At 64.3% G+C, this 25,354-nt stretch carries 22 protein-coding genes and 1 pseudogene; 10 read left to right on the forward strand and 13 right to left on the reverse strand.

What is annotated here, in order from left to right:
- The first annotated feature begins 10 nt into the window (after positions 1 to 10).
- From A9973_RS05315 to A9973_RS05345, 7 genes are all read left to right on the forward strand, one after another.
- Positions 11 to 1,348, forward strand: a complete 1,338-nt coding sequence (locus A9973_RS05315; RefSeq protein ID WP_220805356.1) for an amino acid deaminase — start codon at positions 11 to 13, stop codon at positions 1,346 to 1,348.
- Between the two features lie 36 nt (positions 1,349 to 1,384).
- Positions 1,385 to 2,983: an ABC transporter substrate-binding protein gene (locus A9973_RS05320; RefSeq protein ID WP_183012709.1), complete on the forward strand. Its 1,599-nt coding sequence runs from the start codon at positions 1,385 to 1,387 to the stop codon at positions 2,981 to 2,983.
- Positions 2,984 to 2,990: 7 nt separating this feature from the next.
- On the forward strand, positions 2,991 to 3,932 hold the full coding sequence (locus A9973_RS05325; protein WP_183012710.1) for an ABC transporter permease: 942 nt from the start codon (positions 2,991 to 2,993) through the stop codon (positions 3,930 to 3,932).
- Positions 3,933 to 3,945: 13 nt separating this feature from the next.
- Complete coding sequence (locus A9973_RS05330; protein WP_370539445.1) at positions 3,946 to 4,848, forward strand: ABC transporter permease; 903 nt, start codon at positions 3,946 to 3,948, stop codon at positions 4,846 to 4,848.
- Positions 4,849 to 4,873: 25 nt separating this feature from the next.
- Entirely contained in the window at positions 4,874 to 6,535 is a 1,662-nt protein-coding gene (locus tag A9973_RS05335) for an ABC transporter ATP-binding protein (protein WP_183013167.1), read from the forward strand.
- Positions 6,536 to 6,642: 107 nt separating this feature from the next.
- Complete coding sequence (locus A9973_RS05340; protein WP_183013168.1) at positions 6,643 to 8,175, forward strand: M81 family metallopeptidase; 1,533 nt, start codon at positions 6,643 to 6,645, stop codon at positions 8,173 to 8,175.
- 376 nt (positions 8,176 to 8,551) lie between these two features.
- Positions 8,552 to 8,842, forward strand: coding sequence for a hypothetical protein (locus A9973_RS05345; RefSeq protein ID WP_255469027.1), 291 nt, complete (start codon positions 8,552 to 8,554; stop codon positions 8,840 to 8,842).
- A 56-nt stretch (positions 8,843 to 8,898) separates the two neighbouring features.
- Here A9973_RS05345 and A9973_RS05350 read toward each other — a convergent pair whose 3' ends face one another.
- From A9973_RS05350 to cyoA, 9 genes and pseudogenes are all read right to left on the reverse strand, one after another.
- A complete protein-coding gene (locus A9973_RS05350) occupies positions 8,899 to 9,129 on the reverse strand; it encodes a CrpP-related protein (RefSeq protein WP_183012712.1) in 231 nt (76 codons plus the stop codon).
- A gap of 975 nt (positions 9,130 to 10,104) precedes the next feature.
- Positions 10,105 to 11,217, reverse strand: a complete 1,113-nt coding sequence (locus tag A9973_RS05355; RefSeq protein WP_183012713.1) for a glycosyltransferase family 4 protein — start codon at positions 11,215 to 11,217, stop codon at positions 10,105 to 10,107.
- Positions 11,192 to 12,148 carry a glycosyltransferase family 9 protein gene (locus tag A9973_RS05360; protein WP_183012714.1) on the reverse strand — a complete coding sequence of 319 codons (957 nt, stop codon included), beginning with the start codon at positions 12,146 to 12,148 and terminating at the stop codon, positions 11,192 to 11,194. Before A9973_RS05360 ends, A9973_RS05355 begins: the two co-directional genes overlap by 26 nt.
- Positions 12,149 to 12,329: 181 nt before the next feature.
- Entirely contained in the window at positions 12,330 to 12,470 is a 141-nt protein-coding gene (locus tag A9973_RS31340) for a ribosomal protein bL36 (RefSeq protein WP_183013169.1), read from the reverse strand.
- 89 nt (positions 12,471 to 12,559) lie between these two features.
- Positions 12,560 to 13,510, reverse strand: a pseudogene (locus A9973_RS31080) (aminotransferase class I/II-fold pyridoxal phosphate-dependent enzyme); the annotation flags it as partial.
- 34 nt (positions 13,511 to 13,544) lie between these two features.
- Positions 13,545 to 13,940, reverse strand: coding sequence for a cytochrome o ubiquinol oxidase subunit IV (gene cyoD, locus A9973_RS05370; RefSeq protein WP_183012715.1), 396 nt, complete (start codon positions 13,938 to 13,940; stop codon positions 13,545 to 13,547).
- On the reverse strand, positions 13,937 to 14,563 hold the full coding sequence (gene cyoC, locus A9973_RS05375; protein WP_183012716.1) for a cytochrome o ubiquinol oxidase subunit III: 627 nt from the start codon (positions 14,561 to 14,563) through the stop codon (positions 13,937 to 13,939). The genes cyoD and cyoC overlap by 4 nt, the downstream gene beginning before the upstream one ends.
- A gap of 3 nt (positions 14,564 to 14,566) precedes the next feature.
- Entirely contained in the window at positions 14,567 to 16,543 is a 1,977-nt protein-coding gene (gene cyoB / locus A9973_RS05380; protein WP_183012717.1) for a cytochrome o ubiquinol oxidase subunit I, read from the reverse strand.
- Positions 16,528 to 17,499: a ubiquinol oxidase subunit II gene (cyoA, locus tag A9973_RS05385; protein ID WP_183012718.1), complete on the reverse strand. Its 972-nt coding sequence runs from the start codon at positions 17,497 to 17,499 to the stop codon at positions 16,528 to 16,530. Before cyoA ends, cyoB begins: the two co-directional genes overlap by 16 nt.
- A gap of 190 nt (positions 17,500 to 17,689) precedes the next feature.
- Between cyoA and A9973_RS05390 the strand changes: the two genes are divergently transcribed.
- Complete coding sequence (locus A9973_RS05390) at positions 17,690 to 19,078, forward strand: PLP-dependent aminotransferase family protein (RefSeq protein ID WP_183012719.1); 1,389 nt, start codon at positions 17,690 to 17,692, stop codon at positions 19,076 to 19,078.
- On the opposite strand, the gene A9973_RS05395 is transcribed toward A9973_RS05390, so the two are convergent.
- Complete coding sequence (locus A9973_RS05395) at positions 19,075 to 19,983, reverse strand: LysR substrate-binding domain-containing protein (RefSeq protein WP_183012720.1); 909 nt, start codon at positions 19,981 to 19,983, stop codon at positions 19,075 to 19,077. The two genes, A9973_RS05390 and A9973_RS05395, sit on opposite strands and share 4 nt — an antisense overlap.
- Before the next feature lie 225 nt (positions 19,984 to 20,208).
- Here A9973_RS05395 and A9973_RS05400 point away from each other — a divergent pair, with 225 nt between their 5' ends.
- The gene (locus A9973_RS05400; protein WP_183012721.1) at positions 20,209 to 20,994 is read left to right on the forward strand and encodes an SDR family oxidoreductase; all 786 of its coding nucleotides are present in this window, start codon (positions 20,209 to 20,211) and stop codon (positions 20,992 to 20,994) included.
- A 77-nt stretch (positions 20,995 to 21,071) separates the two neighbouring features.
- Complete coding sequence (locus A9973_RS05405; RefSeq protein WP_183012722.1) at positions 21,072 to 22,007, forward strand: dihydrodipicolinate synthase family protein; 936 nt, start codon at positions 21,072 to 21,074, stop codon at positions 22,005 to 22,007.
- Here A9973_RS05405 and A9973_RS05410 read toward each other — a convergent pair.
- From A9973_RS05410 to ggt, 3 genes are all read right to left on the reverse strand, one after another.
- The gene (locus tag A9973_RS05410; RefSeq protein ID WP_183012723.1) at positions 22,004 to 23,044 is read right to left on the reverse strand and encodes an Ldh family oxidoreductase; all 1,041 of its coding nucleotides are present in this window, start codon (positions 23,042 to 23,044) and stop codon (positions 22,004 to 22,006) included. The two genes, A9973_RS05405 and A9973_RS05410, sit on opposite strands and share 4 nt — an antisense overlap.
- A 157-nt stretch (positions 23,045 to 23,201) precedes the next feature.
- Entirely contained in the window at positions 23,202 to 23,528 is a 327-nt protein-coding gene (locus tag A9973_RS05415; RefSeq protein ID WP_183012724.1) for an Hpt domain-containing protein, read from the reverse strand.
- A gap of 228 nt (positions 23,529 to 23,756) precedes the next feature.
- Positions 23,757 to 25,352, reverse strand: a complete 1,596-nt coding sequence (gene ggt, locus A9973_RS05420) for a gamma-glutamyltransferase (protein WP_220805357.1) — start codon at positions 25,350 to 25,352, stop codon at positions 23,757 to 23,759.
- Between the last annotated feature and the right edge of the window lie 2 nt (positions 25,353 to 25,354).

The following is a 25,354-nucleotide window of genomic DNA, read 5'->3' on the forward strand; positions in this document are numbered from 1 at the left end:
GGCGGACACGATGATGAACCATTTTGCCTCTGAACATATCGTGGCCGCTTGCGAGCACGCCCCCCTTGATGCCTGCGTGAAAGGGATGCCGGGCCTGATCGGGTCGGTGCCCATCGACGACATCGCCCGGCAGGGATGGAACGTATTGCGCGAGGACCTGCCGCTGCCGCTGGCCGTGATCAGGCAAGACGCTTTGCATCACAACAGCGACTGGATGCGCCGGTTCCTGGAAGAACGCGGCTCGATTTTCGCGCCCCACGGCAAGACCACGATGAGCCCCCAGCTGTTTGACCTGCAACGCCGCGATGGCGCCTGGGGCATCACGTTGGCGACCTGCCATCAGGTCCAGGTCGCGCGCCAGTTCGGCGCAAAGCGGATCGTGCTGGCGAACCAGCTGATCGGCAAGCAATCCGTCGCGTACATCCTGCAGGCATTGCGCGACGATCCGGCTTTCGATTTCTACTGTCTGGTGGACGACGCGGCGCATGTGGAAACCCTGGCGCGGGCCGCCAGAGAGGCCAATATCGGCCGGCCCTTGCAGGTGCTGCTTGAAGTGGGATATGCCGGCGGCCGCACCGGGTGCCGGGATGATGCGTGCGTGCAAGCGGTGATTGCCGCATTGAAGCAAGCGTCGCCTTATCTGGCCCTGCGCGGGGTGGAAGGATTCGAGGGCCTGATCAAGCCTTTGCCTGGCCAGGACGTGGAAGCGCAGATCGCAATTTTTCTCGCCCGCATGATCGCGACCGTGCAGGCGTGTGAAGCCGAGCAGGTATTTGCCGACGGCCCGATTCTGCTGAGTGCCGGCGGGTCGTCCTTCTACGACCTGGTGACACGGCACTTTTCCTCGTTGCGCCTGTCGCGCGAGCACATGGTGCTGACCCGCAGCGGCTGCTACCTGACGCACGATTCACATTTGTACAAAGAGGCCTTCGCGCGATTGCAGGATCGCAGTCCGGATGTCGCCAGCCTGGGCCATGGCTTGCGGCCGGCTCTGGAAGTCTGGGGCTATGTGCAGTCCCGGCCGGAGTCGGGAAAGGTCATTGTCAATCTGGGAAAACGCGATATTTCACCCGACCACATGCCCCCCGTGATGGGGTGGTTCAGGCCGGCCGCGAATGGCGTACCCGAAGCCGCCGCGGCGCCGTCATCCTTGCCGCAAGGTCACGTGGCGACGGGCCTGGATGATCAGCACTGCCACATGAGCGTTCCCGTCGATTCGCCCTTGCGCGTGGGCGACATGGTGTGTTTCGGCATTTCGCACCCGTGCCTGACGTTCGACAAGTGGGAGGCCATTCTGATGGTGGATGAGCGGTACGACGTGGTGGGGGCCATCCGCACTTACTTCTAGGCAGCTTTCATTCTTTTAGACCAAGGGGAAAAAAACATGGCAAAAAAGCAATCGATGGCATTGCGGGCGGTGCGCCTGGCGCTGACCGCCGGCGCGGTATTCGGCACGGCCGCGTTTGCGCCCGTTCAGGCGCAGACTGTGACGGCGGTGATGCACGCCGCCTTGCGATCGCTGGACCCGGTGATCACCACCGGCTATATCGTCCGGAACCACGGCTACATGGTGTACGACACCCTGTTCTCCCTGGATGGGGACAACAAGATCCAGCCTCAAATGCTGGCGTCCTGGAAGGCCTCCGACGATGGCAAGACCTATACCTTCGTCTTGCGAGACGGACTGAAGTGGCATGATGGCAAGCCGGTGACGTCGGCCGACTGCATCGCGTCGATCAAGCGTTGGGCGTCGCAGGACAAAATGGGCCAGATGATGGCCTCGATGCTGTCCGGCATGGAGGCGGTTGATGACAAGACTTTTGTCATGCGCTTCTCTGAAGCCACGGATCTGGCGGTGCGCGCCTTGGCCAAGCCCAGCGCCATTCCCGCCTTCATGATGCCCGAGCGCGTCGCCAATACGCCGCCGTCGCAAGCGATCAAGGAGACCATCGGCTCGGGCCCGTTCCGCTTTGTGACCGAGGAGTACAAGCCGGGCGTGCAGGTGGTCTACGCAAAGAACACGGACTATGTGCCGCGCAAGGAACCCGCAAGCGGCCTGGCGGGTGGCAAGGTCGTCAGGGTGGACAAGGTCAAATGGGTGACCATGCCGGATCAGATGACGGCGGTGAATGCGCTGATCAACAAGGAAATCGATTTCCTCGAAAAAGCGCCCTTCGATCTGTTGCCGATGCTGGAAGGCAATAAAGACATCAATCTGCATGTCCTGACCGCGCAAGGCGGGCAATCCGAGATCCGCTTCAATTTCGAGCAGCCGCCGTTCAACAACAAGCTGATTCGGCAAGCCGCGATACTGGCGGTCGATCAGAAAGAGGTGTTGCAGGCCCAGATCGGCAATCCCAAGTACTTCCAGACTTGCGCCGCCGTCTTCGGCTGCGGCGGCCCCTATGAAAGCAGCATCGGCGCCGACAAGCTGGTGAAAGGCGACCCGGTGAAGGCCGCGGCTTTGCTGAAAGAGGCCAACTACGACGGGACGCCGGTCGTGATACTGATGCCTTCGGACAATCCGGGCTCGGCACCCATCCTGCAGGTGGTTGCGCAATCGTTGCGCAAGGCCGGCTTCAAGGTGGATCTGCAGTCCATGGACTGGCAGACGGTGCTCAATCGCCGCGCGTCGCACGAACCTGCGGCCAAGGGCGGATGGAATATCTTCGGCACTTATACGGTGATTCCGGATATCCGGGACCCGCTTGCCTTCATGGGCGTGGCTGCGAACGGCAAGGATGCCTGGTTCGGCTGGCCGGACGTGCCGGAGATCGAAAAGCGCCGGGCACAGTTTGCGCGCACGAATGATCCGGCCGTGCTCAAGCGCCTGGCCGACGAGATCCAGGAGCTGGTGATCGATGAAGGCGTCATCGTGCCCTTGGGCCAGTTTTCAAACCTGTCCGCGACAGGCAAGCAATTGACGGGGGTGGTGGTCGCGCCGGTTCCGGTGTTCTGGGATCTCCAGAAAACGGGTAAGTGAGTCGGCCATGCCTGGATTTCTTTTGAAGCGCCTGTTTTCCGTCATTCCGGTATTGGTGGTGGTCGCCATCATTGTTTTTGCCATGTTGCGTCTGACGCCGGGGGATCCCGCCGCGATCATTGCCGGCGACGGCGCCACCTCGGCTCAGATAGACGAAATACGCAAGAACATGGGGCTGGACAAGTCCATCCCGGATCAGTTTTCGATTTGGGTGGGACAACTGGCACAGGGAAATCTGGGCACATCTTTGATTTCCGATGCGCCGGTGTCCAGTCTCATCGCCGACCGCATCGGGCCGTCCATCGCACTGTCCCTGTCGACCATCGTCTTTACGGTGCTGGTCGCGATTCCCCTCGGCATCGTGGCGGCCTGGCGGCAGGGGAAGTTGCTGGACCGCGCCATCATGGCAGGATCGGTCGTCGGGTTTTCGGTGCCGGTTTTCATCATCGGCTACGTGTTGATCCTGGTCTTTTCGATGCAGCTTGGCTGGTTCCCCGTGCAGGGCTATCGGCCGATGTCCGAGGGCGGGTGGCAGTTCGCGCAGCGACTGGTGCTGCCCACGCTCGCCTTGAGCACGGTGTATGTCGCTCTGATCGCGCGCATCGTGCGCAGCAGTGTGATTGAAGTCATGCAAGAGGACTTCATCCGCACGGCACGCGCCAAGGGGCTGCGCGAAAGCGGCGTGTTGCTGCGCCATGCGCTGGGCAATGCCGCCGTTCCCATCGTCACGATCATCGGGGTCAGTATTGCGATGCTCATCGGCGGCGTGGTGGTGACGGAATCGGTGTTCAACATTCCAGGCCTGGGGCGATTGGTCGTGGACGCCGTCTTGGCGCGGGATTATCCCGTCATCCAAGCCATGATCCTGCTTTTCTCATTGGTCTATGTCGGAATCAATCTGGTGATCGATCTTTCGTACACCGTTCTTGATCCGCGCATTCGCTACTAAAGGTGCGCACACCATGTCTGCTACGACTTCATCTTTGCCGGCGCCTGGCGCGCCTGCCGTCGAGGCCGCCGCCACGTCTTCGATCCTGGGGCAACTCAAAGCCACGATGTCGGCCTGGCCGGCCATGCTGGCTATCGCCTTATTGACCTTGTTGCTGGCCGGTACGATTTTCGCCCCATGGTTGGGGACTGTGGATCCAACGCTGATGGATCCGGCCATACGCCTGAAGCCGATGTCGGCCGAGCACTGGCTGGGCACCGATGCGTATGGCCGCGATGTTTACTCGCGCACGCTTTTTGGCGCGCGCGTGTCTTTGGCGGTGGGGTTGGGCGCGGTCGTGGCCAGCTTGCTGGCCGGCTTGGTCCTGGGGATCCTGGCCGGATACTTCAAGTCCGCCGACACCGTCATCATGCGCTTTCTGGATGGCGTGATGGCCATTCCCGGCATCTTGCTGGCGATTGCGCTGGTGTCCTTGTCCGGCGCCAGCCTGTTCACGGTGCTGGTGGCGATTTCCATTCCGGAAATTCCCCGGGTGGCGCGCATGGTGCGCAGCGTGATCTTGTCCGTTCGTAACGAACCCTATGTCGAGGCGGCGGTGTCGCTGGGTACCAGGGTGCCGGTTCTGGTGCTGCGGCACATGCTGCCTAATACCTATGCGCCGCTGATCGTGCAAGGCACCTATATTTTCGCCGCGGCGATTCTGACGGAATCGGTCTTGAGCTTTCTTGGGGCGGGGATTCCGCCGGAAACGCCGTCCTGGGGCAATGTGATGGCCGAGGGGCGCGTGTACTTCCAGATGCTGCCGGGCCTGATCCTGTATCCCGGACTCTTGTTGTCGTTGACGGTGCTGAGCGTGAACATTCTTGGCGACGCGCTGCGCGACGCGCTCGATCCGCGATTCTCGCGCCGCTTCTGATGGCTTACCCAGGATTCACGACGTTATGAAAACGACATCCGCTAATCGCGAGACAGGCCAGGCGCCTGCGCTGAAGATCTCGGCACTTACCGTGCAAGCCGGCCATGGCGCCGCCCGTCGTCCGGTGATCGAGAATATATCGTTTGAGGTCTATCCCGGCGAAACCCTGTGCGTGGTGGGCGAATCCGGTTCGGGAAAATCCGTGACCTCGCTGGCCGCCATGGGGCTGCTGCCCAAGGGCGTGCTGACCGCGACGGCCGGCAGCATCCTGCTCGGCAATGATGATGTGTTGCGGGCCACGCCTGACCGGCTGCGCGCCCTGCGCGCTTCCCGGATCGCAATGGTGTTTCAAGAACCCATGACGGCGTTGAATCCGGTGCAAAAGGTGGGCAGGCAGATTGATGAGGTGTTGCGCTTGCACAGTCGCTTGGGTGCATCCGAGCGACGCAAACAGGTATTGGCAATGCTGGAGTCGGTGCATTTGCCGGACATCGAGCGGGTCTACAACGCCTACCCGCATCAATTGTCTGGCGGGCAACGCCAGCGCATCGTGATTGCGATGGCCTTGATCCTGAAGCCGCAAGTGTTGATCGCGGACGAGCCGACCACCGCGTTGGACGTGACCACGCAAAAGCAGATCCTGACCCTGATCCGCGAACTTCAAGAGCGGCAGCGCACGGCCGTGGTGTTCATCACGCACGATTTCGGCGTGGTGGCCGAGATTGCCGATCGCATCGTGGTCATGAATCGCGGCAGCGTCGTCGAGACCGGCACGCGCGATCAGATTCTTGCCCGGCCGTCGCAGGCGTATACGCGCATGCTGGTGTCTTCGGTTCCCAGCCTGGTGCCACAGCAGCGGCCCATGCCGAGCGGAGAGAAAGTGCTGGAGATCATGGGGCTGGACAAGACCTACAAGGAAAAGCCCTTCTTTGGCGCGGCGCGTGTGGTCGCGGCGGCCAAGGACGTGGCCTTGACGGTGAGGCGCGGTGAGATTGCCGGGGTGGTGGGGGAATCGGGATCGGGAAAATCGACCGTCGCACGCTGCGTCGTCAGGTTGATCGAGCCGAGCGCGGGCGCCATTTTCCTCAAAGACGAGGACATCGTGCAGATATCGAGCGCCCAGATGCGACTGCGGCGGACCCGTGTGCAGATGATTTTCCAGGATCCCTATCGTTCGCTGAATCCGCGGCGCCAGGTGGGCGATTCGCTGATCGAGGGCTTGGTCAACTTTGGCATCCCCACCGCCGAGGCACGCGAGAAAGCCGCGCAGGCACTGGAACTGGTGGGCCTTGGGCGTGACGTGATGCAGCGCTATCCGCACCAGTTCTCGGGCGGTCAGCGTCAACGCCTGTGTATTGCGCGCGCCGTCGTGATGGAGCCGGATCTGCTGGTGGCCGACGAGGCGGTTTCTGCCCTGGACGTGTCGGTGCAGGATCAGGTTCTCAAGCTGCTGGAAGAGATCCGCGCCCGTACGGGGGTGGCGATCTTGTTCATCACGCACGATTTGCGCGTGGCGGCGCAGATCTGCGACAGCATTGTCGTCATGCAGAAGGGGTGCGTCGTTGAATCCGGCCCTGCCGCCCGCGTGTTGACGGCGCCCCAGCAGGCATACACGCGCGAATTGATCGAGGCTGCGCCTGGGCGGGATTGGGATTTCCGCAATTTCCGCGCATTGCGCGCGGCGTGAAACGCTGGCCAAGCATTCAATTCACAGGGCCAGCCGGATCGAGGCTTGGTCCTCCGTCCAGACATGTCGGCGGTCTAACCGTTTTTCCCTTTGCACAGGAGCGCAAGATGCGCATTATTGTTGGCGGCTTTCAGCATGAAACGAATACGTTCGCACCAAGCAAGGCAGATTGGGAGGCCTTCAGGCTGGGCGGCGGCTGGCCCGGCATGGCGCGTGGCGAGGACGTCTTCCCGGCTATCCACGGAGCCAATATTCCCGCGGCGGGCTTTGCGGACGCGGCGCGTGGGCACCAGCACACCTTGATCCCCACGTTGTGGTGCGCCGCCAGCCCGTCGGCGCACGTGACGCGCGATGCCTTCGAGCGCATTACGGCGATATTGCTTGCGGACATCGCCGCGGCGCTGCCTGCGGACGGGGTTTATCTTGACCTTCATGGGGCAATGGTCGCCGAGCATTACGACGATGGGGAAGGGGAAGTGCTGCGCCGCGTGCGCGAACTGATCGGGCCGGATGTGCCGCTGGTCGCCAGCCTGGACCTGCACGCCAACGTGACCGAGCGCATGCTGGAAGAGGCGGACGCGCTGATCGCCTATCGCACGTATCCGCACGTTGATATGGCTGACACGGGCGCCCGCGCTTTTGCCTTCATGCAAAAGCGGCTGGACGGCATGCCGCGTCCGAGCGTCGCCGCTCGCCGCATTTCGTATCTGTTGCCGACCTGCTGGCAAAGCACGATGGCCATGCCGGCCAAAGCTCTTTACGAACGCCTTGAAACGCTGGAGGCCGCGCCGGGAGTTTCCAGCATGTCCTTTTGCATGGGCTTTCCGGCCGCGGACTTTCCGGACTGTGGCGCGCTCGTGTGGGCCTATGCCGATACGCAGCCGGCGGCGGATGCCGCGGCAGACGCACTGACAGCGGACGTCGAGGCGGCCGAAGCCGCGTTTGCGGGCAAGCTGTATTCCCCGGAAGAAGCGGTGTTGCACGCGGCGGCGCTGGCTGCCGTCGCTGATAAACCGGTCGTCATCGCCGACGCGCAGGATAATCCCGGCGCAGGCGGAGACTCCGACACCACGGCAATTCTGCGCGCGCTTGTGCGCTACAACTTGCCGGGCAGCGCATTGGGACTGATGGTGGATCCCCAGGCGGCCCTGTTGGCTCACAAGGCGGGGGAGGGGGCAACGGTGCGCATCGCGCTGGGCGGCCATTCCCGGATTCCAGGGGACGCGCCTTTCGAGGCGGATTTCGTGGTGGAGCGGCTGTCCGACGGGAGGTTTGTCGCAACCGGCCCCTTCTACTCCGGTTTCCGGATGGAGCTGGGGCCAAGCGCCTGCTTGCGCATCGGCGAAGTGCGCGTGGTCGTGGCGTCCCATAAAGCGCAGATGGCGGATCAGGCCATGTTCCGATACGTGGGAATCGAACCCACCAAGCAGAACATCCTGGTGCTCAAGAGCACAACGCATTTCCGGGCGGATTTCACGCCGATCGCGGCAGATATCCTGATCTGCGCGGCCCCGGGGCCGATGCCCATGAATCCTTTGGATTTGCCCTGGACCAACTTGCGCGACAGCCTGCGCATGCATCCCGGCGGCCCCACCTTCGCGCAGTTCAGAGCGGGGACGCGCCAGCTGGCATCGGCTTGAGGTGCCGGAAACGGGGGGGCGTCGTGCTTGCGACGCCTCGCCGCCTTTTGGGGCCGATGTTGACGGTCGCCTCTCGGTCAGCCCGTGCTTAAAGCAGAAAGGGCAATAGGATGATGCCGTGAAGCAGGACAAATGCGCCGAATATGGCCATTGCGGTAAGTCTCCCAAATCATTCGCGCCATCAGGGCGTGCGCTTTCGAATCTAGCACGGGCGATGGAAAGCGCAGGCAAATGGCGTCAAATTCACTGATTTCAGTGATAGGGCCAAACCGGGAACCTCGTTAGAGTTGCGCAAATTTCCAGGTTCTCTAACCCAACCAGCGGTGAAGCAATGAAATTTCGGAATTTCGCAATAACAGCCTTGGCCTGTTTTCCCATGGCCGCATCGGCCGCGGATGTCGTGTTCGTCAACCAGTCTTCCTGGGAAATCCACGAGATCTATTTTTCTCCGGCAAAGCAAAAGAACTGGGGGGAAGATCATCTGGACAAAGAGGTGCTGCAAAAAGGCGATTCCCTTACGCTGTCCGGGGTGACTCGCGGCAAGTGGGATGTCCGCATCGTCGATGAGGACGATGACCAATGCGTCCTCGAAGACGTCCACATCGACGGCGCGGACAAATGGGTGATTACCGACAAGGAATTGCTCGCCTGCCAAGCCGCCAGCTGATTGCGCTGGCAGGGTTCGCGGCGGCCAGCTTGCGCGGCCGCGAGCCGGGCCGCGCATCACTGTTTTTCAGTTGTGCGCGGTACATATCTGACCGCCCCGTCAGGCGGCTTCCAGGATTTCGTCTCCGCCATCCATCCAGCCTCCCAGGCCTCGACTTTTTCGCGCCATTCGGCGATCGATTCACCGGTGTGCCCAGGCATGACGGCTGCCTGATAGTAGGGACAATCCCACATGGTCAATCCTTCACGAGCCGCTTGGGCGCCCAGCTTTCGGATGTCATCGTGCATTGCCGCACCTCCAAAAGACGATGAGGGGGCAATAAGTATTGCGCGGCAGCTGGCGTTCCTGCAATAGTCTCGCGGCGCTACCTGGACTAGTGCGGCCGAAGGGGGGCTGCCTGCAGCGTCCCTTTTTGCAAGGCGGGTCCCCGTATCTTTTGGAACCCCTTTTCCTGGCCCAGGCTTGCTATAAAGATGCCTGCAACCGCTATCCAGGCCAGAAGAAGATGTCCATTCAAATGCTGAGTCGCTACGCCGTAGGGCTCATCGTCGCCACACTCGTTGCCGGGTGTTCTTCGATCCTTCCCGGATCTTCAAGCGCCCCTTCAAGTGGGAGTTCAAACGCGTCCTCTGAGCGGGTGGTCAGCGACAACTGCAAGTTCATTCGCAGCCGGTGCATTTACGAAGGATCGTATGACGCCGGCGAGCGGAACTATGCGGAGCAGGAAGCGAAGCGCCTGAACAAGGCCGAGTTGGAACGCCTTCGCCGCGCGTTTGCCCAGTAAGTGGGCGGCCGCCATGCGTAGTCTGGCACGTCGCGCAGCCTTGAACGAAAGTAACGGCTGACGGCCGGATCCTGACGGCGCGCCATGGGCGGACAAACTGTATTGCAGAATAAATCGAAATATAGTTAATGAGTTAGATACTTTCTGTCCGCTTTATTTGCGTTTACTAGCGGCGGCTTTTCGCATCTCTCTCTACACTTCGCGCTCCGTGTAGAAATGCGAATCCGGGATGCTGAACAGGGCGTTGGTAGTGTCTGTGGCTTCTTTGCTTGCGGTCTGGCCATCGCAGAAAATAATGGAAGAGATAATCTGCGTGAAGCCGGCAGCCGGGGCAAAGATAATCGTGCTAATGACGAAGGATGTCTTTCTGCAATGGAACCCGCCGCAGGAATCGGCATGTAGGAACACCCAGGAAAAGAGCGAGACCCACATCCGCATCGTGACTGGGATCCGCGGTTGACCGGTTTCCCGGCCAACCTCAACCTGCCGCCCGCCGATACGCTTGCAGCGTACTGAACATCTTCCCGGCCAAGCGGAAATTCGATTCCGCGAATGTGCGAGCGTTGGCCACGATGGCTTGGGCCTCGTGTGGGCGGTTCCGGATCTGCATGATGCAGCCGGCATAGCCCGCGATGTCTCCCGGCGCGGCCAACCAGCCGGTCTGGCCGGGCGCGACAATCTCCGGCAAGCCGCCCACCTGGCTGGCGACGACCGGCCGGCCCACGGCGAACGACTCGGGCACGATGCGCGACCAGGCTTCGGTGGCCGATGGCACCAGCACCACGTCGGCCGCCTGGATCATGTCGGCCACATCGGTCCGGTGCCCGGCGAAAACCACATGTTCCGCAATCCCAAGATCCACCGCCAGACGATACAGCTCGTAGGCGTAGGGCTTGGTACTTGGGGTGGGCATGCCGACGACCAGGCCAACGGCGGGCACGCCCTGGACGCGCAGCCATTGCACGACGCGCAGCAGATCGGCCTGGCCCTTTTCCGGGCGCAGCATGCCGACCGTGGCGATGACGTAGGCGTTTTCGGGGGCGGCCATTGCCAGGCTTTGTCGGATGCGTAGCGATGCATCGGGTTGGGTGGCCGGATGGAAGAAATCGTCACCCGCCCACTCGCCCACCACGCTGATCCTGTCTTCGGGAACCAGGCGCGCCGTCAGCAGCTCCTGCTTGCCGACGTCGCTGGTCGCGATCACGTGATCGCAACCGATCTTCCATTCCAGCCGACGGCGTGGCGAGGTCCGCATTGACTTGGCGAAATGCCGCGTCCTGACGACCGCGCACAGGTCGCGGCAAAGCGCGGCGGTCTTGCCGTCGGCGCGGCTGTGGCTATCGATGACCTGGATGCGCAGCGCCTTGACGGCGCGGCGCAGCGTCAGCACCGTAGACGGTGAATACGCCGGCCTGAAATCGATGTCCACCGTGGCGATCTTGCGCGCGCGGGCCTCGCGGCTGACCGCGCTGGCCGCGGGGGACGCGATTGCCACCTCATAGCCATGGCTTTGCAGCCAGCTTGCTTGCTCCAGGGTGCGGAATTCCAGTCCGCCCAGGCCGTGCTCAGCCAGCGTGTGCAGTATTCGCATGATGTTCCAGTACATGACGGCAGGCGTCCAGCACGTCGTCGGGAGTAATGGCGCCGATGCCTTCGTGCGGGTCGCGCGGAACGACCGCGGCGGCGCCGGCGCGGCGCCAGAACCACTCGGGGTTCGGTTCGTTGAATATCCCGACGTATGGCGCGCAAGCGCCTTGCGCGATATGCGAGGGGCCGCAGTCGTTGGCCACCACGAGGCGCGCGCGCAGCATGATGGCGCTAAGTTCGGGAAGCGGCCGGCAGTAGGCGATGGCGATGTCGGGGCGGCGCATGGCCTCCAATGTCTCTCGTTCCGCGGCCTCTTGCTGGCCCAGTACGAACAGGAATCGCGTGTCGGCGCCCAGCAGCCGCTTGAGCCGGTCCGCCAGGCGCAGGTAGTTGGTCAGGTTCCATCGCTTGAACGCGCCCGCGCCGCCACCCGGAATCATCACGACGTCAGCGCTTTGAACGGTACGCAAGTGCGTCCGCGCCAGGGCCTGGAAGCATGCCCGCGTGGCGCGTTCGGGGTCGAACGGGCGGTACGCCGCCAACAGGCGCAGATTCGCCTGGCCGATGTATTCGGTGGTGTCCTTCCTGTGGCAATGTGTCCAGATCCAGTCGCTGATCCGGGCGTTGCGGAATCCCAGGCGTATCGCCGGCAGGCGTATCAGGTTGACCAGGCCAAAACGCTCGCTGCTGTGATGCAGGCTGACCGATACCCGTGTCTCTTTCTTCAGGCTGCGCAAGTAGTCGCCGAACGTCGACGCGCGCACGAATTCATCGACCCAGGGCAACGACCGGTAGAACTCGCCCACGTCGTCGCGAGCCACCACTTTGATCCGCCTGGACGCCCACCAGGTCTTCAGTTGGTACAGCGCCGGCAGGGCGACGATCTGGTCGCCCAGCTGCGGCTGGCTTCTGACATAGACAACGATCTCCGACATTGGCGCGCCCCCAAAACCATGCAATGCGGTCCCGCGACCGCTGCATTGGACTGTATTCAGAGGGGGGCGCGAATCTTCCACAGTCCTTTTAAGGAGTGTGAAGAATGCGCAGGTCTTGCTTAAAAGAACTACACAATTGGCGCGCGCGAGGCGCTACGCGCCGCCGCGCGGGGCTTGCGCTTTACTTCCGGTTCGCCCCGCCTTGCCGGGCCTTGAAGCGGGGGTTGGATTTGCAGATGACATAGCTCAGGGCGCGCTGGCGCCCGCGATCGCATGCGCGACGTCGGGCAGGTTGCGCTCGGTGATCAGCGAAATGCCCAATCGCCCGGATGCGGACACGATGCGCCGGTCGGGCAGGCCGGGAGCTTGCGGCGCATCTTCTGCCGGGTGCAGGGCGGGGTCGTAGCTGAAGAAGCCGCGCTGATGCGTCAGGTACGACCAGTCCCAGGCTGGCGACAGCCGGCACAGGGTCTTGTGCAGGGCGGCGCGGACTTGGCCGACGCGGTCGCGCATGCCGTCCAGTTCGGACTGCCACAGTTTGCGCAGGCCGGGTTGGCTGAGGATGCGGGCCACGACGCCCAATGACGCTGGCGCCGTGTCCATCCGGGTCCAGGACTGCATGGCGCGCTGGATCGGCTGCGCCTGGTCCGCCGACGGGCAATAGGCGCTAAGGCTGCCGCAGCGGGCTTCCGACAATTGGAAGATCTTCGAACAGGATTGCGCGACCAGCGTGAAGACGCCGCGGTCGGCCATGGCGGTCACGCCGTAGTTGTCGTCTTGCAGCGTGTCGCCCAAGCCCTGGTAGGCCATGTCGATGAAGGGGATGTGGCCCAACGCCTTGACCACATCGGCGATGACGTCCCATTGATCGCGCGTGAGGTCGCTGCCCGTGGGGTTGTGGCAGCTGGCTTGCAGCACGATGACGGCGGGTCCGGGCAAGCGGCACAGGAAGCCGACCAGGGCGTCGACATCCAATTGCCGGGCGTACGCATCGAAGTAGGGGTAGTGCCCGACCGTCAGCCCCGCCTCTTCGAAGATGCGCTGATGGTTGCTCCAGCTGGGCGTGGGCAGATAGACGCGCCGGGTGGGCGGCAACTGCGCCAGCAGGCGCGCGCCCAGCGTCAGGGCATGGGTGCCGCTGGCCGCAGGGTGGGTCAGGAAGCGCCGGGGGTCCTGGCCGTCGCGGCTATCGCCGAACACCAGGCCGCCCACGGCCTCGGCATAGAGTCCGGCGTCGGTGGCGGCTTGCGCCGATCCGCCCACGCGCAGCTCGGCCCGGGCCTGGCGCACGCTCTCGAACTGGGGGATGTTGCCCTGGGCGTCCAGGTAAAGGGCGGGCGGCTCCGGCCGCAGGCGTTCCATCGTGCTTTCCTTGTTGCTTATGCCAAGGCCCGCCTTAGGGGCGAAGCTTCGCCTGGTCCACGGTCATGTCCATGGGCATCATGTTTTCGTTGGCGTTGTGCATGACCCACAGCGACCCCGCCACGATGATGGCGATCAGCAGCGCCGTGCAGATGAAGACGCCCGTGTTGTCGCGCTGCGTGCGGGACGCGCCCAGGTGCAGGAAATACACCAGTTGCACCAGCAGCTGCACGATGCACAGCACGACGAGCGCCAGCAGCCGCCCCTCGCGCGGCACCAGGTCCGTCATGACGGCGCCGAACGACGCCAGCGTCAACACCAGCGACAGCAGGAAGCCGACGATGTAGCTCTTCAGGCTGCCATGGGACTTGTCGTGCCCGTCCGCATGCGGGGGCGCGCCATGGGGGGAGGGATGGGTGATCGTGCTCATACGAACTCGCGCAGGTAGACAAAGGTGAAGACGCAGATCCAGACCAGGTCCAGGAAGTGCCAGAACATCGACAGGCAGGACAGGCGGCGCGTGACGATGCCGTCCAGGCCGAAGCGGTGCACCTGGTGCATCAGGACCAGGATCCAGATCAGGCCGAACGACACGTGCAGGCCGTGCGTGCCGACCAGCGTGAAGTACGCCGACAGGTACGCGCTGGTGCTGGGGCCGGCGCCTTCGGCCAGCAGCAGCGAGAACTCGTACAGCTCCATGGCGATGAAGCCCGCGCCGACCAGGAAGGTGATGCCCAGCCAGGTGATGACTTGCTGCTTGCGGCCGGCCTGCATGCCCAGCATGGCCACGCCGAAGGTGAAGCTGCTGATCAGCAGCAGCATCGTTTCGCCCAGCACGAAGGGCAGGTGGAACAGTTCCGCGCCGGTGTGCCCGCCCGCCGTGCTGTTGCCCAGCACCGCGAAGGTGGCGAACAGCACGGCGAAGATCAGGCAGTCGCTCATCAGGTAGATCCAGAACCCCATCGTGGTCTTGGATCCGTCGTCGTGATGTTCCTCGTGGGCGTCGTGCGCACTGTGCGCGCCTGGGGCGTTGTTGAGGGTCAGATGGCTCATGGCTTACGCGGCCTCCTGAAGGCGTTCATAGCGGGCGTTCTCGATTTTTTCGACGTCGGCCGCGGGGATGTAGAAGTCCACGTCGCGGTCATAGCTGCGCACCACGAACGTGATGACGATGGCGACCAGGCTGCCGGCCGCCACGGCCCACATGTGCCAGACCAGCGCAAAGCACAGCAGCAGGCCCCACATGGAGATCGCGAAGCCCACGGCGGTGTTGCGCGGCATGTGGATCGGGTCGTACTTGGCGGGGCGCACATAAGCGCGGCCCGACTGCTTGTTGTCCCAGTGCTGTTCCAGCGACGTGATCTGCGGCGTCACGGCGAAGTTGTAGGACGGCACCGGCGACGCGGTGGCCCATTCCAGGCTGCGCGCATCCCAGGGGTCGCCCGTCAAGTCGCGGTTCTGCTTGCGGTCCCTGATGCTGACGGCAATCTGGATCAGCAGCGACAGGATGCCCAGGCCGATGATGACGGCGCCGACCAGCGCGACGATCAGGTAGGGCTGCCAGTCGGCATGCGGGTAGTGGTTCATGCGGCGCGTCATGCCCTTGAAGCCCAGGATATACAGGGGCATGAAGGCCAGGAAGAAGCCGATCAGCCAGCACCAGAACGAGGTCTTGCCCCAGAACTCGTTCAAGGTGAAGCCGTAGACCTTGGGGAACCAGAACGTCAGGCCCGCCAGGCAACCGAACACCACGCCGCCGATGATGACGTTATGAAAGTGCGCGACCAGGAACAGGCTGTTGTGCAGCACGAAGTCGGCGCCCGGCACGGCCAGCAGCACGCCCGTCATGCCGCCGATGGCGAACGTCACCATGAAGCCGATCGTCCACAGCGTGGCGGAGTGGTAGCGGATGCGGCCGCGGAACATCGTGAACAGCCAGTTGAACAGCTTCACGCCCGTGGGGATGGAAATGATCGACGTCATGATGCCGAAGAAGGCGTTCACGTTGGCGCCCGAGCCCATGGTGAAGAAGTGGTGCAGCCAGACGAAGAACGACAGGATGCCGATGGACGACGTGGCGTACACCATCGACTTGTAGCCGAACAGCGGCTTGCGCGAGAAGGTCGCGATGATTTCCGAGAACGCGCCGAACGCCGGCAGGATCAGGATGTACACCTCGGGGTGGCCCCAGATCCAGATCAAGTTGATGTACATCATCGCGTTTCCACCAAGCTCGTTGGTGAAGAAATGCATGTCGAAGTACCGGTCCATCGTCAGCAGCGCCAGGGTCGCCGTCAGCACCGGGAACACGGCCACGATCAGGATGTTGGTGATCAGCGCGGTCCATGTGAACACCGGCATCTTCATCAGGTTCATGCCCGGCGCCCGCATGCGCAGGATCGTCACGATGAAGTTGATGCCCGACAGCGTCGTGCCCAGCCCCGATATCTGCAATGACCAGATGTAGTAGTCCACACCCACGGTCGGACTGTATTGCAGCCCTGACAAGGGGGGATACGCGACCCAGCCCGTGGCGGCGAAGTCGCCCACGAACATCGAGATCATGACCAGGACCGCGCCCACCGCCGACAGCCAGAAGCCCAGCGAGTTCACTAGCGGATAGGCCACGTCGCGCGCGCCGATCTGCAGCGGCACGACCACGTTCATCAGCCCCAGGATCAGGGGCGTGGCCACGAAGAAGATCATGATGACGCCGTGCGCCGTGAAGATCTGGTCGTAGTGGTGCGGCGGCAGATAGCCGGCGGCGTCGCCAACGGCCATCGCCTGCTGGGCGCGCATCATGATGGCGTCGGCAAAACCGCGCAGCAGCATGATCAGCGCCAGGATGATGTACATCGCGCCGATGCGCTTGTGGTCGACGGTGGTGATCCACTCGGTCCAGAGGTACCCCCACTTGCGGTAGTACGTCATGGCGGCCACCAGGGCCAGGCCGAGCAGGATGACGACCCCCAGCGTGCCCATGATGATGGGCTCGTGGTAGGGGACCGCCTCTAGGGTCAGTTTGCCGAACATAGTTCGCTCGCTATTGCTTGTTCCAGGGATTGCGTAAGCGCCAACTGCTTGGCGGTTGCGCGCGGGGTGCCGTGGTCGTGCATGTACAGGTTGACGATGGCGTCGAACAGCGCGGGCTGCACCTGCGAATACACGGCCGGTTCCATGCGGCCGCTGGGCTGGGCCAGGCGTTCGTAGGCGGCGGCGTCCAGCTTCTGCGGCGCGTTCTGCGCTTGCTTCACCCAGGCGTCGAATTCGGCGCGCGGGGTGGCGTGGGTCAGGAAGTGCATGTCGGAGAAGCCGGGGCCGCTATAGGCGGCGGACAGGCCGGGGAAAACGCCCGGCTCGTCCGCGATCAGGTGCAGGCGGGTCTGCATGCCGGCCATCGCGTAGATCTGCGTGCCCAGTTGCGGGATGAAGAACGAATTCATCATCGACTGCGCGGTCAGCTTGAATTCCAGCGGCGTGCCCACTGGCACCGGCAGCTGGTTGACCGTGGCGATGCCGTAGTCGGGGTAGATGAACAGCCACTTCCAGTCCAGCGCCACGACTTCGATGCGCAGCGGCGCCACTTCGGATTGCAGCGGCTTGTACGGGTCCAGTTCGTGGGTGGTCTTCCAGATCAGCACGCCCAGGATGGCCACGATGATGCAGGGGATGGTCCAGACCACGACTTCGATGGAGGTCGAATGCGACCACTTCGGCTCGTAGCGCGCGCGGGTGTTCGTTTCGCGGTAGCGCCAGCCGAAGTACAGCGTCAGCAGGATCACGGGGATCACTACCAGCAGCATCAGCCCCGAGGCGATCAGGATCAGGTTCTTGGTCTGAACGCCGATATCGCCCTTGGGCGCGAACAGGGCCCAGTCGCAGCCGCTCAGCAGCAACGGCAGCAGGGCGGCGCAGGCGGCGCGGGGAGCGGCGCGCAGGCAGGATGCCCGGGCGCCGGCCAGGCGGGCCCAGGGTCTAGAGTTGGACATGTGATATCCCTTGGTTACGGACACTAAATCCATACATCAGCCAGGGATTGGGTCGGGCAGGCGCGCAACAGCATCTGTCCGGCTATAAAGCCGTACAAGATTTCTAATGTATGGACTTAATTTAAGATTCTTGCCATACTAATTGATTAATATCATCCATACATTGCGACATTCTGGCGCAGGTTTATCCATGCAAGATAAAGATTTGTATGTATTTTGGCCACAGCAGCTGACGCGTGGCGGGGGCCCGCGCTACCGCCAGATCGCCGATTTCATCGAGCGCGCCGTCGCGGAAAACCAACTGCAGCCGGGCGACCGCCTGCCGCCCCAACGCGGGCTGGCGCAGCGGCTGGGCGTCGACCTGACCACCGTCACCCGCGCCTATGCCGAAGCGGGGCAGCGCGGCCTGCTGGATCCGCGCGGCGCCCTGGGCACCTTCATCGCTCGTCCGGCCGCGCAGTCCGTGCAACTGATCGACCTGGGCATGAACATGCCGCCCGCGCCATTGGGCTGCGACCTGCAAGACCTGGTGCAGCGCGGGCTGGCCAAGGTCATGGACCGCCACGACGTCAATGTGATGATGGCCTACCACCTGGCGGGGGGCGGCCCGGACGCCCGCGACGCCGGCGCGCAATGGCTGGCGCAGGCCGTCGGGCCGATCGACCCGGCGCTGGTGCTGGTGTGCCCCGGCGCGCAGGCCGCGCTGGCCGCACTGATCCTGGCCTACAGCCAGCCGGGCGACCGCATCGTGGCCGAACCGCTGGTGTATCCCGGACTGCTCAGCGCCGCGCGGCACTTGGGCCGCGAAGTGCTGGCGGCCGAGGCCGATGAAGACGGCATGACGCCCGCCGGCCTGGAACGCGCATGCCGGGACAGCGGCAGCCGGCTGGTCTACCTGAATCCCACTTTGCAGAACCCCACCACGCACACGATGAGCGCGCGGCGCCGTCGCGACCTGGTGCGTTCGGCCTCAGCGTGCGGCGCCCGCATCATCGAAGACGATCCCTACCGCCTGTTCCTGGACGACGCGCCGCCGCCGCTGGCCAGTTACGCGCCGGCCTCCGTGTTCCACATCGCCACGCTGGCCAAATGCCTGACGCCGGGCCTGCGCACCGCCTTCGTGCTAAGTCCCGACCAGGACAGCCGCGAACGCGTGCTGGCCGCCATGCGCTCGTTCGCGTTGATGGCCACGCCGCTGATGGGCGCCTTGACCACGCAATGGATCGTCAGCGGCGCCGCGGACGCGGTGCTCAACGGCGTGCGCGCGGAAGCCCAGGCGCGCCAACGGCTGGCGCGCCAGTTGCTGCCGGGCCCGTTTCCCGCCGATCCGGTCGGCATCCACGTGTGGCAGCCATTGCCCGTGCCATGGACGGCCTCGGACCTGGCTCGGGCGGCGCGCGACGAAGGGCTGAGCGTCACGTCGTCTGATGCGTTCCAGGTGGGGCAGGCGGCGGCACCCAACGCCATCCGCATTTCGCTGGGCGGCGTGAAAGACCGCGAACAGTTGGCGCTGGCGCTGACGCGCCTGGCCGACCTGATGCGCCGGCGGCCGTACGCGCAACGCGACCCGATCGTCTAGGCGATCGTGCAGGCCTGGCCGCTTTCCTCCAGCAGCCAGTCGCGGAATGCGGCGACCGGCGGGGTGGCGAGTTTGTCGGGCGGGGCCAGAAAGAAGTAGCCCGCGCCGGTGCTGAAGGGTTCGTCGATGGCGGGCGCCAACACGCCTTGGCGCAACTCGTCTTCGACCAGGAACGTCGGCAGCAGCCCGATGCCGATGCCTGACGCCACGGCCTGGATCAAGTGCGTGGTCAGCTCGAACTGCGCGCCCCAGCGCATGGTGCGCACGGGCAGATCGTGCGCTTCGAACCAGCGCTGCCACACGGCGGGGCGGGCCGCCACCTGCAGCAGGCTGTGCTGGGCCAGATCGGCCGGCTTGCGGATAGGGTGGCTGGCCGCCAGGTCCGGGCTGATCACCGGGATGACGTGTTCGTCCATCAAGCGGTAGGACGCCAGGCCCGGCCAATCGCCGTCGCCCACGGCGATCACGGCGTCGATGCCGGCCAGGTCCAGGTCGAAGCGCGTGACCCGCGAATGCAGATGGACCAGGATGCCGGGGTGCCTTGCATAGAAGCGGTTCAGTCGGGGCATCAGCCATTTCGCGGTGAACGTGGGCAGCGCGGCCAGATGGAAGGCGCCGCGTCCGGTCCGGTGCGAGATCGCTTGCAGCGACGCGCTGCGAATGCGCTGCAGGGCCGCTTCCAATTCCTTCTGATACCGCATGCCGGCTTCCGTCAGCAGGATGCGCCGCTTTTCGCGCCGGAACAGGGCGACTTCCAGCAAATCCTCCAGTGCCTGCACTTGGCGGCTGACCGCGCTTTGGGTCAGCGCCAGTTCGGTCGCGGCACGGGTGAAGCTGAGATGGCGCGCGCTGGCCTCGAAGGCCAGCAGCAGCGACATGGACGGGGTCAGGCGGCGCGGGTTCATTCTTTATAGACATGAATTCAAGGGGTTCACTATACCGTGACGCCAGGTCATTACCCAGGCTGAAATCGAGCGGCCTTCGGCAGTTTGGTTTCAGAAGTTCATTCATAAAATGAATGATGTTCCTGAGTATTTTCCGTTTTCACACGGCCGTCCAATGATTGAAAATAGGATCAAAGGATGGGCAGATGCCTGCCGGTCCGGACAGATTCGACGATGGAGGTAACGATGGATTTGGGTATCAAGGGCAAGACCGCGTTAGTGCTGGGCGGGGGCGGCGGGTTGGGCGGCGCCATTGCCGCATCGCTGGCGCAGGAAGGCGTGCGGGTGGTGGTGGCGGATCTGAACCTGGAGGCGGCCACCGCTACCGCGGACAGGATCAAGGCGGACGGGCTGGCCGCGTTTCCCATGCAGTGGGATCTGCGCGCACTGGACGCGATCGACAGCCAGGTCGCCTCGATCGAGTCCCAGGTGGGGCCCGTCGATATCCTCGTCAACAACACGGGCGGCCCGCCGCCTACGCCCTCGTCCGGCCAGGCGGCCGACTTGTGGCGCGAGCACTTCGAAGGCATGGTGCTGTCCGTCATCAAGCTGACCGACCGCGTGCTGCCCGGCATGCGCGAAAGGCAGTGGGGCCGGATCATCACCAGTACGTCATCGGGGGTGATCGCGCCGATTCCCAACCTGGGCATCTCCAACGCGCTACGCATGTCGCTGGTGGGCTGGTCCAAGACCCTGGCGCGCGAAGTCGGCAAGGACGGCATCACGTCCAACATCGTGCTGCCCGGCCGCATCGCCACCGCCCGCATCTCGTTCCTGGACGAGGCGCGCGCCAAGCGCGAAGGGCGCAGCGTGGAAGACGTCAGCCGTGAAAGCACCGGCAGCATTCCGGTGGGCCGCTATGGCGACCCGAAGGAATACGGCGACGCCGTGGCGTTCCTGGCCAGCGCGCGCGCCAGCTACATCACCGGATCGACGATCCGCGTGGACGGCGGCCTGATCGCCAGCATCTGACGCGGAATCGAACCCGCTCCTAGCCAAGACATTCCGAGCCAAGACACTCCAAACCAAGACACTTGAGGACGTTGAAGATGAAACTGACTGCTGACGCCAAGGGCGTATTCCCCATTGCGCCTACCCCGTTTTTCGAAGACGGCGCGGTGGACCACGCGTCGATCGACCGGATGATGGATTTCTACCAATCTTGCGGCGCGACCGGCCTGACGGTGCTGGGCCAACTGGGCGAAGCCCCCAAGCTGGATTTCGCCGAATCGCTGGATATCGCTTCGCAGGTGATTGGCAAGGCGGACGGCATGCCGATCGTGGTGGGCGTATCGGCGCCGGGCTTCGCGTCCATGCGCTCGTTGACGCGCGCCGTGATGGACCTTGGCGCGGCCGGTGTGATGATCGCGCCGCCGAACACCTTGCGCACCGACGACCAGATCGTCACCTACTACCATCAGGCGGTCGAGGCCATCGGCGACGACGTGCCGTTCGTGCTGCAGGACTATCCGTTGACGTTTTCCGTGCAGATGGCGCCGTCGGTCATCCGGCGCATCGTGACCGACCTGCCGTCTTGCGTGATGCTCAAGCACGAAGACTGGCCGGGGCTGGAAAAGATCTCGGCGCTGCGCCGCTTCGAGGCCGAAGGCGCCATGCGCCACATCTCGATCCTGTGCGGCAACAACGGCCTGTTCCTGGACTACGAGATGGCGCGTGAGGCCGATGGCGCCAACACCGGGTACTGCTTTCCCGACATGCTGTGCGACTTCGTCAAATGGGTGGGCGAGGGCAAACGGGAAGCGGCGCACGACTTGTTCGACGCCCACCTGCCACTGCTGCGCTACGAGCAGCAGCCAGGCGTGGGCCTGGCGGTGCGCAAGTACGTGATGATGCGCCGGGGCATCTTGTCCAGCGCGGCCCAGCGCCGACCGGGCGGCGCGCTGACGCCGGCGGCGAAGGCCGAGGTGGACCATCTGCTGAGCCGTCTGGCCAAGCACGATCCGCGCGCCAAAAACCTGGCTTAACGCTCCAGGTTCCGGACTTCGTCGTACAGGGCGCGACTAACCCAGACGCCTTCCTGCTCACTCTTGGCGCGCGCCTTGTAGCGCCGTTCGGACGGCATGCGGGCGCCCTGGCCGGCGATGGCGTCCAGCATGGCTTCGGCGCCGGCGTCATTGGCGGCGCGCTGCCCGCGGCCGAGAATGGCCGGGTCCAGCGCGATCAGCAGTTCGCCATGCAGGGGCGTGGCGTTCGCGCCGGCGTCGAACGCTTGCGATTGCAGGCTGGTCCAGTCGCCGATCAGGGGGCCGGCCAGCAGTTCGATCATGGTGGACAGCGCCGAGCCCTTGTAGGAGCCGAAGGTCAACATCGCACCGGCCATGCCGGCGGCAGCGTCGGTGGTCGGTTGTCCGTCCGCGTCGATCGCCCAGCCTTCGGGAATGGATTTACCGGTGCGGCGGTGCAATTCGATCTCGCCGCGCGCCACCATGCTGGTGGCGAAGTCGAACACGTACGGGTTGCCGGCGGGGCGCGGCCAGGCGAAGGCCAGCGGATTCGTGCCGAACACGGGCCGAGTGCCCCCGGCCGGCGCTACCCAGCTGTGGCTGGGCGTCATGGCGATGCCCGCCAGGCCTTGTTGGGCGATGGCCTCGACCTCGGGCCACAACGCCGAAAAATGGAAGCAGTTGTTGATCGCCAGCACGGCCACGCCGTTGCGTCTGGCCTTTTCCGCCAGGTGCGGCAGGCCTTCCTGGAACGCCAGCAGCGAATAGGCGCGCTGCGCGTCCACTTGCACGACGGCGGGGGCGGGATGCGTGATCAGCGGCAGGGCATTCGGGTCGACCAGGCCCGATTGCAGCGTCCGCACGCAGACGATCAGGCGGTACAGCCCGTGCGACTGGCAATCGTCGCGTTGCCCGGCCGTGATGGTCTGCGCGATGGCCGCCGCATGCGGCGCGGAAAATCCATTGCGGCTAAGCACCTCTATCGACAAATCGTAGACCTGGTTTATCGAAAGGTTGATCATGTCCGTGTTCACATTGCCTCCGGTACTGCGTTGCATGGCCGGGTCCAGCGGGTGGATGCCGGTCGAATGAAATGCGGGGCGCGGAATAGGCTGCGCGCGACCAGTGTAGCGGCCGTGCGGCAGGCGTTGCGACAAGTAGGACGTTTGCGGCACGGTGGGCGGCCGCATTGCGCGTCTTGAAGGCCTTAGCGGTTCAAGCGTCTTGCGCGATCTGGCGGAACGACTCGGCGAACTCGGCCAAGGCGCTTTCCAGACGCTGGACACAGGCGTCCAGCGCTTGCCCATCCTGCGCCGGGCTGGCGCAGAGCCGTCCCAGCTCGGTGCAGCATTCGCTCAGTTGGATGTCGCCCGACATCTGGGCCGCGCCCTTGATGCGGTGGGCAAGCAGGTTCAATCCCGCCCGGTCCCCGTGCCCGTGAAGCGTGCGCAGTTGCAGCAAGTCCTGGTCGTTGGCGTTGCTGAAGGCATGAGCCAACGCGCGGATGCGCGCTGGATCGGCGAACGTCAAATCGGTCAGCATGCGCCGCCGCTGTTCGTGGCGCGCTGATCGGGTGGGGGAAGGCTCGTCGCGAGGGAGGGGCGTGTGACTCATGCGCTGCCATTGTGCCGCATACTGACTTTCGTATTCCTCCTATTTTTTATGACGCATGCCGCAGCAATATGTTCTGAAATCAAGGACATGATCATCAATCAGGCGCTTTCGGCGCCGGATCCGGCCGCCTGGAGCGGCCCATGCACGTCTGCCGGCTTAGAAGCCCACCGCCTGTCCGTCGCGGCGCGAATCGGACGCCGCCAGATAACCGCCTTGCGGCAGGCGGCAGATCAATTGGGCGGAACCGAACTCCAGGCTGTCCGCCGGCGCCACCGCCACGTTGTGACCGCGTGCGCGCAGCGCCTCCACGACGTCCGCCGGCAGGTGCGATTCCACATTGACGACGGGGCCTTTTTCCACGCGGAAGCGCGGCGCATCGCTCATGGCTTGCGGGTTCTGGCCGAACGCGGCCAGGCGGGTCACCATTTGCAGGTGGCCTTGCGCCTGCATCGATCCGCCCATCACGCCGAACGACATCAACGGCTGGCCGCCGCGCGTGACGAACGCGGGGATGATCGTGTGCATCGGCTTCTTGCGCGGGGCGACCTGATTGGCGTGGCCCGGCGTCAGCACGAAGTTCAGCCCGCGGTTGTGCAGGCTGATGCCGGTGCCGGGCACGACCACGCCCGAGCCGAAGCCGTGGTAGTTGGACTGGATGAAGGACACCATCGTGCCGTCCGCATCGGCGGCCGTCAGGTAGACCGTGCCGCCGGTGGCGGGTGTGCCTGCGGTGGGCACGCTGGCGCGGTCCATGGAGATCAGACGCGCGCGCTCGGCCAGGTAGGCGCGGTCGAGCAGGGCGCGCGCGTCGGTGCGCATGTGGCGCGGGTCGGCCACATGGTGGTGCAGGTCGGCGAATGCCAGCTTCATCGCTTCGATGCTGACGTGGTAGTAGTCGGCGCTGTCGCGGCCCATGCCTTCCAGGTCGAATTGCTCAAGCATGCCCAGCGCCATCAACGCCGAAATGCCCTGGCCGCTGGGCGGAATTTCGTGCAGCTCGACATCGCGGAACGATTGCGAGATGGGGGCGACCCATTCGGGGCGGTGTTCGGCCAGGTCGGTGGCGCTTAGCGCGCCGCCTGTCTGGCTGGCGAAGTCCGTGATCTTGCGGGCGAGCTCGCCGCGGTAGAAGCTGTCGCCGCCGCTTTCGGCGATGTCGCGCAGGGTCTTGGCCTGGGCGGGGAAGCGCCACCATTCGCCGGCTTGCGGGGCGCGGCCTTGCGGCAGGAAGGCCTCGGCGAAGCCCGGTTCGTGCGCCAGCTTGGGCGCTTGGGTGGCCCATTGGCGCGCGATGGTGGGCGACACGGGGAAGCCGTCTTCGGCGTAGGCGATGGCGGGTTCGAACAGTTTGGCGAACGGCAGTTTGCCGAAGCGCTCGGACAGGGCTTTCCAGCCGGCGACCTGGCCGGGCACGGTGACCGTGCCCCAGCCGGTGCCGGGCATGGCGTCGCGGCCATTGAAATATTCGGGCGTCCACGCGGCCGGCGCGCAGCCGCTGGAGTTCAAGCCATGCAGGCGGCCGTCGTGCCAGACCAGCGCGAACATGTCGCCGCCGATCCCGTTCATGACGGGTTCGACGACGGTGAGGGCGATTGCGGTGGCAATGGCGCTGTCAACGGCATTGCCACCGGCCAGCAGCATGCGTAGTCCCGCCTGCGCAGCCAGCGGCTGGCTGGTCGCGACCGCGTTGGCGGCCAAGACCGGCATTTTTCGGGAAGCGTATGGAAAAGACCAATCGAAGGGGGAGGACATGG

Origin of the sequence: Achromobacter sp. UMC46 (assembly GCF_014170335.1) — a bacterium.
Classification (GTDB): domain Bacteria; phylum Pseudomonadota; class Gammaproteobacteria; order Burkholderiales; family Burkholderiaceae_B; genus Achromobacter.

Coding starts and splice junctions, on each gene's coding strand:
- A9973_RS05405 (WP_183012722.1), top strand. CDS start 21,072: ATGAAACTGACTGCTGACGCCAAGGGCGTATTCCCCATTGCGCCTACC.
- A9973_RS05350 (WP_183012712.1), bottom strand. CDS start 9,129: ATGCACGATGACATCCGAAAGCTGGGCGCCCAAGCGGCTCGTGAAGGA.
- cyoD (WP_183012715.1), bottom strand. CDS start 13,940: ATGAGCACGATCACCCATCCCTCCCCCCATGGCGCGCCCCCGCATGCG.
- A9973_RS05390 (WP_183012719.1), top strand. CDS start 17,690: ATGCAAGATAAAGATTTGTATGTATTTTGGCCACAGCAGCTGACGCGT.
- cyoC (WP_183012716.1), bottom strand. CDS start 14,563: ATGAGCCATCTGACCCTCAACAACGCCCCAGGCGCGCACAGTGCGCAC.
- A9973_RS05315 (WP_220805356.1), top strand. CDS start 11: ATGATGAACCATTTTGCCTCTGAACATATCGTGGCCGCTTGCGAGCAC.
- A9973_RS05395 (WP_183012720.1), bottom strand. CDS start 19,983: ATGAACCCGCGCCGCCTGACCCCGTCCATGTCGCTGCTGCTGGCCTTC.
- cyoA (WP_183012718.1), bottom strand. CDS start 17,499: ATGTCCAACTCTAGACCCTGGGCCCGCCTGGCCGGCGCCCGGGCATCC.
- ggt (WP_220805357.1), bottom strand. CDS start 25,352: ATGTCCTCCCCCTTCGATTGGTCTTTTCCATACGCTTCCCGAAAAATG.
- A9973_RS05340 (WP_183013168.1), top strand. CDS start 6,643: ATGCGCATTATTGTTGGCGGCTTTCAGCATGAAACGAATACGTTCGCA.
- A9973_RS05400 (WP_183012721.1), top strand. CDS start 20,209: ATGGATTTGGGTATCAAGGGCAAGACCGCGTTAGTGCTGGGCGGGGGC.
- A9973_RS05345 (WP_255469027.1), top strand. CDS start 8,552: ATGGCCGCATCGGCCGCGGATGTCGTGTTCGTCAACCAGTCTTCCTGG.
- A9973_RS05410 (WP_183012723.1), bottom strand. CDS start 23,044: ATGCAACGCAGTACCGGAGGCAATGTGAACACGGACATGATCAACCTT.
- A9973_RS05415 (WP_183012724.1), bottom strand. CDS start 23,528: ATGCTGACCGATTTGACGTTCGCCGATCCAGCGCGCATCCGCGCGTTG.
- A9973_RS05335 (WP_183013167.1), top strand. CDS start 4,874: ATGAAAACGACATCCGCTAATCGCGAGACAGGCCAGGCGCCTGCGCTG.
- A9973_RS05360 (WP_183012714.1), bottom strand. CDS start 12,148: ATGTCGGAGATCGTTGTCTATGTCAGAAGCCAGCCGCAGCTGGGCGAC.
- A9973_RS05330 (WP_370539445.1), top strand. CDS start 3,946: ATGTCTGCTACGACTTCATCTTTGCCGGCGCCTGGCGCGCCTGCCGTC.
- A9973_RS05355 (WP_183012713.1), bottom strand. CDS start 11,217: ATGCGAATACTGCACACGCTGGCTGAGCACGGCCTGGGCGGACTGGAA.
- A9973_RS05325 (WP_183012710.1), top strand. CDS start 2,991: ATGCCTGGATTTCTTTTGAAGCGCCTGTTTTCCGTCATTCCGGTATTG.
- A9973_RS05320 (WP_183012709.1), top strand. CDS start 1,385: ATGGCAAAAAAGCAATCGATGGCATTGCGGGCGGTGCGCCTGGCGCTG.
- cyoB (WP_183012717.1), bottom strand. CDS start 16,543: ATGTTCGGCAAACTGACCCTAGAGGCGGTCCCCTACCACGAGCCCATC.